Genomic DNA, 9,241 nt, shown 5'->3' with positions numbered 1-9,241 from the left:
TTTGCGGCTGTTTGTCGAAGCCGACGCTCTTGACCTTCTCCGGGTAGCACTCAACCGGATAGTCGATCGTGCAGACCGTGTCATCGGGATCGATGTACTGCCGTAGTTCCGGTGCCAGCTTGTCGATCAGCGATGCCTTGGTTGCCACGAGATCGGCATCGATCACCTCGTTTTTCAGCATGCGCTGCCAGTTGGTTCGATCCGTCAGATGCGCTTTCATCGCGACTTCAACCAGGCCTGCCGTGTAGCGATTGGGCACACGGGCGAAGACGATGGCATCGGTTGCGCCCTGGTCGATCCAGCGGGTGGGCATCTGCGAGGCGCGCGTGATGCCGACCTTGATCGCCGAGCTTCGCGCGAGATAGACGATCTGTTCGACGAGGCAGTGTTTTTCGGCCCAGTCCATGTCACGGGCCTCGCCCTCGTGGGCGCGACAGAGTTCTGGGCGAATGATGCACTCGCTGGCTTCGGGCGCGTCGCGAAAGCAGGGGTAGCAAAAGCCCTGGCCGAAGGACTTCTTCGTTTCCCGGCCGCAGACGATGCAGTTGATGGTGCCGTCGAAACGCAGCGATAGGGTCTCGCCGATCTTCGCATTCATGTCGACTGGCACACCGTCCAATGACAGCGTGTACTGCGCGACATCCCGCAATCGGGTCTGCATTTTTCTCAGATTTCCGGAGAGATCTGCGTCAGTGTCCATGCTGATGGCCTTCATTCCGTGTCCGTTGCCGTCGTTGATATTGTAGTGCCTCGACAAGAAACAAGGTTGCTCGGGGTGTTGCCGCTCTGGCAAAAAACGGGACACCTCTTGTCAGGGCGTCAGAACTTCCTTACCCCTCGAATGCATCTTCGAATACCCCATCGGTGATCGTCTGGCTCACCGTGGTTGTCGCGCACCCATTGATCTCCGTGGCGGGCTTTCGGCTCGTTTTGCGATTAGTTATGTGCTATCAGCATTTTGTCCCTTGATTGAGCAATCGTGACCCTGCCCATATGCGACTTACATTGATCATCATCTTGTTCCTGCAATCCGTACCGGGAGCGAGCGCCGCTCTTGCGTTGCCCCTGATCGACTCGGGCGCCGTTCTGACCACCACGGGTTCGGAGTCGCCAGGTCGCTCGACGGCACCGGCGCCGGTGATCGACGTCCACCTGCACGTCGGTGCCGGTCGCGAGGGCTCGCCTTACTATGAAGTGGGGCCAGACGAGACGCCTGACGAGGCCTTTCAGCGGGCGTTCCTTTCCGACCTCGATGCCAACGGCGTGGTCGCGGGCATCGTGGGTGGCCCGGCGGCCTATGTCGAACGGTTCCGTCAGCTCGCACCGGATCGCTTGGTTGCGGCCATTGCATTTCCCTGCACCGACGGACTCGATCCGAATCGCCAGCGCTGCTTCGGGCACGGCGGCGACTGGCCGGATCTGGAATGGCTGCGCGCCGAGGCTGAAGCCGGCCGGATCGGCGCGCTGGGTGAGCTCTACAACGTTTACGTCGGGGTGCCGGTCGACGGCCCGGAGATGGCGCCGTATCTGGCCCTTGCTGCCGAGCTCGATCTATTGGTGCTCGCGCATGCCGACTCCGGTCCGCCGCCGGAGGGCCGGGTGCCCGGCTGCTGCCCGCGGTTCGACGGGGCGCTCGGCCATCCGAGCCACTGGGAGCCGGTGCTCGAGCGACACCGGAATCTGCGCCTGGTGCTCTACCACGCGTTTCGGCCCGACTGGATCGAAACGGCGATTGACCTGCTGGATCGATATCCGAACGTCATGGTCGAGACCTCGCCGATGACGCGCGTTCCGACCCCGCTGGTTCACGCCGCCCTTCGGACTTTTGTCGAAGCCGGCCACGCCGATCGCATCGTGTTCGGCTCCGACTACCCCGGCGCCATCGGTCCGAGCCTGGAAGTGATCGATGGGGCTGACTTTCTGAGCGAGGCGCAGAAGCGTGCGATCCGCCACGACAACGCGGCCCGCCTGCTTGGACTGACCGGCACGAACCCGGCGGAGGCCGGCGATGCCCGCGCGTGGACCATCGACGTCGCCCCGCCGATGGGTGACGCGGCAGCCGATCGTGCGAGCGTCCAGGCTGCCTTCGATGCAGTCCGTCCCGGCGGCACTGTCCGATTCGCCCCGGGCCGATACCTGCTCGGTTCGGGTGCCCGGCTGACGGCTTCCGATGTGGTCGTCCTTGGCCACCCGGAGGGAACGACGTTGCGCGGCTGCGCCCCAGAGGCCTTCGACGTGGCCGACGATGAGCGTGAACGCCTCGTATTCGGCTGCACCGGTCTCTATCTGCAGGGCGAGCGTCAGACCGTGCGCGGGCTGACCTTCGAATACACCTGGCACGGGATCGTCATCGGCCCGTTTCCGACCACGGCCGAAGAGGCGGCGATCTTCTGGGAGCGCGCGGGGTCGGAGCCGCCCGCGCATCCCGCCGGCGGGCACCGGATCGAAGACAACACCTTCCGCGCCGCACCGAACGGGCTTCGGGTTCTGGGCGCCGGGGAAGAGCTGTCGATCGTGCGCAACAACAACTTCATCGACGTTTATCATGCCATCGGTATCTACGGCGCGCCGCTTCACTTCGTCGACAACCGAGTCCTCGTCGAAGACCCGGAGCGCGTCCCATTGACCCGAGCGCCCGGTAGTGCCGTCCTGGTCGCACCGGGAGACCGCGCGTGCGCCGGCCATGTCGTGGCCGGCAATCGCATCGAGGGCTATCCGGACCCCATCTATGTGTACGCAGAGGTCGGTGAGACCTGCCGTGGCGTCGAGGTACGAGACAACCTGATCCGTGCGGCCCGGGTGCGGATCCCCGGCCCCGGGGCCTTCGGCGAGTTTTCCAGTGAGCACGACGCGACCCTGGTCGGTACGCCGATCACCGTGCTGGGCGCAACGCCCCGCGAAGGTGATGAGGAGCCTGCCGGAAGGCTCGAGGCCATCGTCGTCGAGGGCAACCGGATCGAGGGCGCCGAGGGCCTTGGAATGAGGATCCAGGGCGTGACCAACAGCCGGATCGAGGGCAACATCATCCAGGGCGTCCGCGCCCGGCAGCCCTTTCCCGGCAACACCTGGGACGGGGCCGAACAGACCTGGGAGGCCGCCAACGGCTCGGGAATCTGGCTGTCGTCCAGCAGTGATGACAACGTGATTTCGGACAATGCCTTCGAGGATATCGCCGCCTTTTCCGTCTTCGTGGAAGGCGACAACAATCATGTCGCGTTGATCGAAGCCGCCGACACGGTGCGCGACGTGGGGCACGGAAATCGGATCCATACTGGGAGATCCCCGGAAAAACAACCCGAGAAAAACCAGGACGCCCACGAAACTCTTCGCTGAATCCGGGCTCTCCTGGTGGGTGGAGTCTGATGTGCAGCGGGGAAGGCGGCGCAAACCGGCGTACTTTTGTGGATTTGCGCTGCGCTTGGGTCCCGGGTCGGGATTCGACCACTAGCCGTCGCCCGGCGCGCTCTGCGTTGGGGCATTCAGGTCAAAAAGCTATTGGTTGTTCCCGCAGTTTCTTGAGCGCAAACTCCCTCGGAACGCCCTTTATCCAGCGCCGCCCCAGATCCGCGGCCTTTTGCATCAGCGCCTCGGCCGATCTGGTAGCGCGGTTGTATCGGAAAAACCGGGACATCCACGAAAATCTCGGCCAAATGGCGCTTCTCGCAGGTGGTGACGCCACGGAATCTTCTGAGCAAATACCAGGACACCCCACGATTCTCATCACCCGAGCCGCTGAGCGGTTGGTGCGATTTCGAAATTCTGGGTGTCCTGGAACTCTTCCTGGAACTCTCCTGGAAATCCGGTCCTAAGATCCCGAGTATCGGATTTCTAGTTCTGCATGGGAATGCTTGCGTCCCAGCGAAAGCCGACGCCTCCTGAGTGCCAGACGCCGCCTTCGAACGGGTTGGGGCCGCGGATGTTGACGCGTGAGGGCAGGCCGAAACGCGGCGCGAACTCGTTGACGCCGCGCACGGTGCTTCGGTGCATGATTCGCAAGCCCTGCTCTTCGGGCGGCAGGTGGGCTTCGGGGGATGCGCGGTGGGCGACGGCCAGGTTGTCGATGAAGATGCAGTCGTTGTCCTGGTACTCGTAGGCGATGGCGTAGCCGTTTTCGAGGCCCGCATTGAGTAAGTCGTTGTACTCGTGGCACAGCTGCATCAGTTCTTCGGCATCGAGCAGGCGAAAGCCTTCCTCGTCGGGGAGCTTCTCGATCACCGCGCCGGTCATGCCCAGATGCATCCACAGGCTTCTCCGGCCGGATACGGGGTGCTCGTGGACTGCGGGGTGCACGACCCCGGAGGCGGAGTTGACCGAAGACAGACGCTCCCAGAATGCCTGGCGCTCCGGTGGCAGGGCGTCGTAGGCCGCACCCTGATGGGCGAAATACGTTCCGCCGCCTTGTTCGGCCGGTCTGATGATGTGATAGCCGGCATGGGAGAAGGTCGTCTCGTTGAAACTGCCGTCGTTGTGCCACTGCGGGCCGACGCCCGGGATGCCGTGACGGGGATCGTTCGAGAGACGAAAGATGTGTTTGTTGCCGCCCGGTGTGGCTGGATGAACGCCATGCGTGCTGTGCAGTTCCCGGCCGCCCCACCAGGCGCTGGCGCGCAGGAAATCCTCGACTTCGAGTTGGCGGGGGTTCTTGAACACCAGAAAACCGCGACTGGCCATTTCCTTCTCCAGCGCCGTAACTACCCCGGAAGGCGGCGGCTGCTCGGCAGTCAGATCGATGCCGTGCACTTCGGCGCCGATGGGATCGAGCGGCACGATTCTGCCGCCCGCGGCCTCGATTGTCTGGACGTGCTCGGGGTCGAGCGGAGCGGCTTTCGCCCTTTCGAGGCGGGGGGTGTAATTGGCGTCGGTCATGATTTCGACCTCCAGGCGATGAACCACAACGGAAGGCAACGGGCACGTGGGGAGCATCCCATTGCCGAATCCGAGGCGAGCAGCCTAACAGCAAGCACATTTACGGCGTGAAGGCGTGGCCCGGCCTCTTGCGAGGAGAAATCAGGACACCGCGAATTCCCGGAATGGCCGCGACATTTCAAGGCCCATGTTTCCGTCGATCATGGCTCGAAGCGATCACTGAAAATATGATCTGGAAGGGGCTGGGAAGACACTTCGGTCAGTAGTAGATTGAACGATGAAGTGCTGCTCTCGCCATCGTTATTCAGACAGACTACGTTGACATAAATGTAGTCCGCGGACTCTGTGGACGGGCGATGGGGTGAGGAGTTTATACAGTTGTGCAGGGATTCGAATACTGGGCTGGCAAATACCACGCCGCCTTCTGAATCACTTGGCCACTGAAAGCGGACCTGGTGGGACCCGCCCGAGGGACCCGGATCCCAACGCATTTCTACATCTCCGTGAGGATTGTGCACATCGGGTCCACTTACCGGCGTCCACGTAGTCGCCGCTGTGCTCTGGCCGGGAAACGCGGCGCTTGCCGCCGTGGAGCTTGAGGGTTCAGTCGAAGTCAGCAGCACCACGAAACGGGAATCCACCAGACCCGAACCGGATAAGCCGCGGCAGTGGATCCTCACGCGCGCGTTGTTCGAGCCGGCGAACTGCAGGGTCCAGTCGTCCACCCGGCAGGCACGTGGCTCGGTGACGGAGTACGGGATGACCTGCACCGTCGCGCCGTGCGTCATGACCGCTCCAAGGTCATTGAACGTCACATGGTACTGCCCGGTGCCAAGACGGGTGAGCGTCGTCGATCCCCCTCCGGGGTTATGGGTGGAGCCGTTGGAGAGATCGAGAAAGTTGCCCGACGGCAAGGCCTCCTGCGAGTCCGTAAAGGCCAGCTTTGTGTTGTTGCCGTTCGCGCTGCCTTCGTCAACGAGCATGACCTGGTGCCAGACGTTCAATGAATTGCCGTTCTCATCGAAACAATGGATCGTCGCCCATCGATGGGTGGTGAACTCGGGCGTCAAACCGAAGCCGTAGCCACGGATAGTGCAGCCCCTGGTGGAAGAGCCCGCCCAGGAAGCCATCGGTACGAAACTGCCCTGGGGGACGACTTGATGGAACTGGACCGTGTGGACGCCAGTCAATGGGTGCAGGCTGACGACATCAGTGCCTTCGCGTTGGTAGAGATGGTCGAACTGCAAACTTCCGGCGGGGTTTACATAGGCATAGCCCATCACGGCGTCGTTGAAGGAGGGCTGTGCCTCGGCTTCGGTCGATAGTGCCGCGATCAACACAAATGACAGCAGGGTCTGGAGAATACGCATGGGCACGAGGTCCTTTCGATGTTCCTGGTCCTTGCAATGCCAGGGCGGCTTGAAACCGCACATGGTCTATTGGCGTAGAACCAGGACACTGTGAATTACCGCAATAACCGCGACACTTGAAGCCTAGAAATGAAGAGAGCCAGTGCCTGTAGAATCTAGAGCTCTCACACAATGGATTCACGCACCCGCGATGGTTCGACCCGCTTTAGCATCGTGGGGGCTGTTTGAAGTCTTGGGAATCGTGGGCGCCCCGGATTCGCTACCAGGGCACCCACGGCAGCGATGTCCCTTGAAGCGGCCGACAAATTAACATCACACCGGTATCAAGGGCATGGCGTATGTGAACTATGCAGACCGGCGCATGGTTAGGCCGGCCATGCCGAAGATCATTAGCGCCAGCAGCAGCATCGCGTATTGGTTCAGCGTTGGGACAGACAACCCAGAAAGTCCAATACCCTGCAGAGTCAGAGTGCTCGGGCTCGAAGGTGCATTACTGACGATCGAAAGCATCTGGCTGGTTTCGCCTCGCGCGTCTGGGGTGAAAGTAAAGGTCAGCGTGCAGGCGCCCCCAACCGCAATCGTGATGGGTGTGGGGCCGCAAGATCCGCCCGTGGCGGCAAAGGGGGCAGTGGCCGCTTCGATGGTGCTGATGTCCCAGTCAGTGTTACCTGAATTTGACAGGGTCACCGTGATCTCGCCGCTGGTGCTACCCAGCGCAAGCTCTCCAAAATCGAGCGTGCCTGGTGCGATGGAGATCACTGGCGCAGGGACGCTCAGAACTGGTGAAACCACGTAGAGCCCGTAGCTCGCCCCGGTGCAACCGCTACTGCCTGCGAGAGTACTGGTCGCCCACAAAATGTTCGGCTCATCTGGGCTGCCAACGAGGCAGCCGTCGGTTTGCGCATCGTTACCACCAAGCGAGTCGTCACCGACAAGCGTCGGGAAGCCGCCAGAATTGAATCCCGTCCAGATAAACGAACTGGCAGCTGTGCCTGATTCGTCATAGCCGATCGCGTTGTAGTGCGCAACGCTAAAAAGCCCCGCCACGTTGTCTGCCACCCTGTCTCCATTGGTGTTGTAGATGGGTAGCTGGGGATCGGGGAAGGCCGACTGGGTGACAAGCGTCGAATCATCGTGACCGAACAGTGTGATCCAACCATTGACGCTGTCGGTATCCGGGTCGTTCGACTTGACGTTGGCAGCATACGCGGCATACGTCGCGGAGGTCTGGGCGCCGTCCACTGTATCGCTGCCGGCAAAGATGATGTAGAAGTCATCCCCCGGATTGAGGCTCGGAGGGATCAGTCCTGGTGGTGCTTCAACTGCGTGTGACACCTGGCTGAACAGGACAAGGCTATAGAGTGACAACAGTTTGATGATTCGCATTAACACATCCCCATTTGTATTGCTTTCGAGCGCATCGCCAGGCTTTGTTCCCTCGTGCTGAGACTGCGCTACTTCGATATCTGGTTTGAGTCTAGTTGAATTCGATAATTGCGCAGGACCACTCGGGCATGCCCCGTCGTAAGACAATGCCTTGCCTGACCTCAACGATTGGGTTGGAAACTGTTGACGGCGCTAGAGAGAAGCTCCGGAGTATAGAGGCTCCGCCGAACAAATTCAAAAAACCAGGGCAGCCACGAAACTCCTCAGAGTCCCGCGTCGGGATGCAGGGAGAATCCTACAAATCGTGGGTGTGCCGGAATTCCGGGCTGATCAGCGTTCGGTCTTCATTTTCTCGCGTCGCGCCAGCTCCTGCTCGGAGGGATCATCCATGGCGAAGGAGCCGGTCTCGACTTCGCCTGCCGGCACCAGGGTCGACATGGCAATGCCGCCTGCCGACAGTCGATGCTCGATCACGCGAAACATTCCGGGTGGCGTGCCCTCACCGAACAGCCGCTTGCCGTCTCCGAGCACCAGCGGTGCGACCATCAGTACGAGCCGATCGATCAGTCCACGTCTCAGAAGCTGCGGGTAGAGTGTGGAGCTGCCCTGGATAACCAGGTTCGGCCCGCTTTCGTCCTTGAGGGCTGCGACTGCATCGATATCCGGCAGGCGATGACTGCCCTGCCATTCGAGCAGCGCCTCCGAGCTTGTCAGTACGTACTTCGATATTCCGGCGAACTTTGCAGCGATGGCATCTTGTTCCGGGTCGATAAAGGGCCAGTGGGCGGCGAAGATTTCATAGGTTCGGCGGCCCAGCAGCAGGTCGAAGGGATCGCTGAATACGCTATCGACCTGGCCGCCGAGCGCCTCGTCGAACAAGGTGGTGAGCCAGCCGCCCTGCGTGAAGCCTCCCGTCGTATCCTCTTCCGGGCCGCCGGGGGCTTGCATCACCCCGTCGAGGGACAGGAAGGCGGCGCCGATGATCCTGCGCGACAGATCAGTCCTCTCCCTGTGCAGCAGCTTCGATCCGGCAATATCGATCTTCTTCATCGTCATCATCGCCGCCATTGCGCGGGCGGCCTTCTCACGGTCGGGATGAGTCGTCAGTTCCATCAATCGCTTCGGAGTGATCTGCCAGGAGAAACCCCAACGATCGCGACACCATCCGCATTCGATTTCAGCGCCGCCGTTGTCGACGATCGCGCGCCAGAATCGGTCGGTTTCTTCCTGATCATGGGTCAACACCTGAAAGCTGACCGCCTCATTGGGTTTGACATCGGGTCCGCCGTTGAGTCCGAGGAACTTCCTGCCGAGCACGGTGAACTCGACCGTCAGTTCGTCGCCTTTCCGGCCGCCGGGATAGTCGCATGGGGTCGCGTTTACGCGATCGATCCGACTGTCAGGGAAGGTCGCGGCATAGAACTCGGCGGCCTTGCGGGCTTCGCCGTGATCGAACCAGAGGCAGTTGATGACTTCGGGCATGTCTTTCCTCCATATTGTTGGGGGGATTGTGGCTGCAAACGATTCCCGTTCTCCCTTGCCGGAAGTAGAGAGCGGGGCGCGCGCTGTCTGCCCGATTTACGTGCATCGGGGGTTTGGTCACCTCCTGGTCGAATGGC

6 protein-coding genes are annotated in these 9,241 nt (G+C 61.4%); 1 reads left to right on the top strand and 5 read right to left on the bottom strand.

Annotated features, from left to right (window positions below; genetic code table 11):
- The coding region (locus DZC52_RS03750; RefSeq protein ID WP_147307598.1) for a DUF2797 domain-containing protein at positions 1–715 on the bottom strand (715 nt) is incomplete at its 3' end.
- Positions 716–993: 278 nt separating this feature from the next.
- On the opposite strand from DZC52_RS03750, the gene DZC52_RS03745 reads away from it, so the two are divergent.
- Positions 994–3,333: an amidohydrolase family protein gene (locus tag DZC52_RS03745; protein ID WP_116649782.1), complete on the top strand. Its 2,340-nt coding sequence runs from the start codon at positions 994–996 to the stop codon at positions 3,331–3,333.
- 495 nt (positions 3,334–3,828) lie between these two features.
- Here the strand turns inward: DZC52_RS03745 and DZC52_RS03740 are convergent, their stop codons facing one another.
- The 4 genes from DZC52_RS03740 to DZC52_RS15595 form a co-directional block, all read right to left on the bottom strand.
- A complete protein-coding gene (locus DZC52_RS03740) occupies positions 3,829–4,866 on the bottom strand; it encodes a TauD/TfdA dioxygenase family protein (RefSeq protein ID WP_116649789.1) in 1,038 nt (345 codons plus the stop codon).
- Positions 4,867–5,066: 200 nt separating this feature from the next.
- Positions 5,067–6,236, bottom strand: coding sequence for a hypothetical protein (locus tag DZC52_RS03735; RefSeq protein WP_147307597.1), 1,170 nt, complete (start codon positions 6,234–6,236; stop codon positions 5,067–5,069).
- A 345-nt stretch (positions 6,237–6,581) separates the two neighbouring features.
- Positions 6,582–7,622, bottom strand: coding sequence for an IPTL-CTERM sorting domain-containing protein (locus DZC52_RS03730; protein ID WP_116649780.1), 1,041 nt, complete (start codon positions 7,620–7,622; stop codon positions 6,582–6,584).
- Between the two features lie 330 nt (positions 7,623–7,952).
- Positions 7,953–9,104, bottom strand: a complete 1,152-nt coding sequence (locus DZC52_RS15595; RefSeq protein ID WP_220338258.1) for a VOC family protein — start codon at positions 9,102–9,104, stop codon at positions 7,953–7,955.
- Between the last annotated feature and the right edge of the window lie 137 nt (positions 9,105–9,241).

This window comes from Wenzhouxiangella sediminis (assembly GCF_003410055.1).
Lineage (GTDB): Bacteria > Pseudomonadota > Gammaproteobacteria > Xanthomonadales > Wenzhouxiangellaceae > Wenzhouxiangella > Wenzhouxiangella sediminis.
Note: the sequence above shows the minus strand (reverse complement) of the source record. Positions and strands in the feature narration are given on the sequence as shown.

Excerpts from the sequence above, each read along its gene's own strand:
- DZC52_RS03730 (WP_116649780.1), bottom strand. The coding sequence starts at position 7,622 with ATGCGAATCATCAAACTGTTGTCACTCTATAGCCTTGTCCTGTTCAGC.
- DZC52_RS15595 (WP_220338258.1), bottom strand. The coding sequence starts at position 9,104 with ATGCCCGAAGTCATCAACTGCCTCTGGTTCGATCACGGCGAAGCCCGC.
- DZC52_RS03740 (WP_116649789.1), bottom strand. The coding sequence starts at position 4,866 with ATGACCGACGCCAATTACACCCCCCGCCTCGAAAGGGCGAAAGCCGCT.
- DZC52_RS03745 (WP_116649782.1), top strand. The coding sequence starts at position 994 with ATGCGACTTACATTGATCATCATCTTGTTCCTGCAATCCGTACCGGGA.
- DZC52_RS03735 (WP_147307597.1), bottom strand. The coding sequence starts at position 6,236 with ATGCGTATTCTCCAGACCCTGCTGTCATTTGTGTTGATCGCGGCACTA.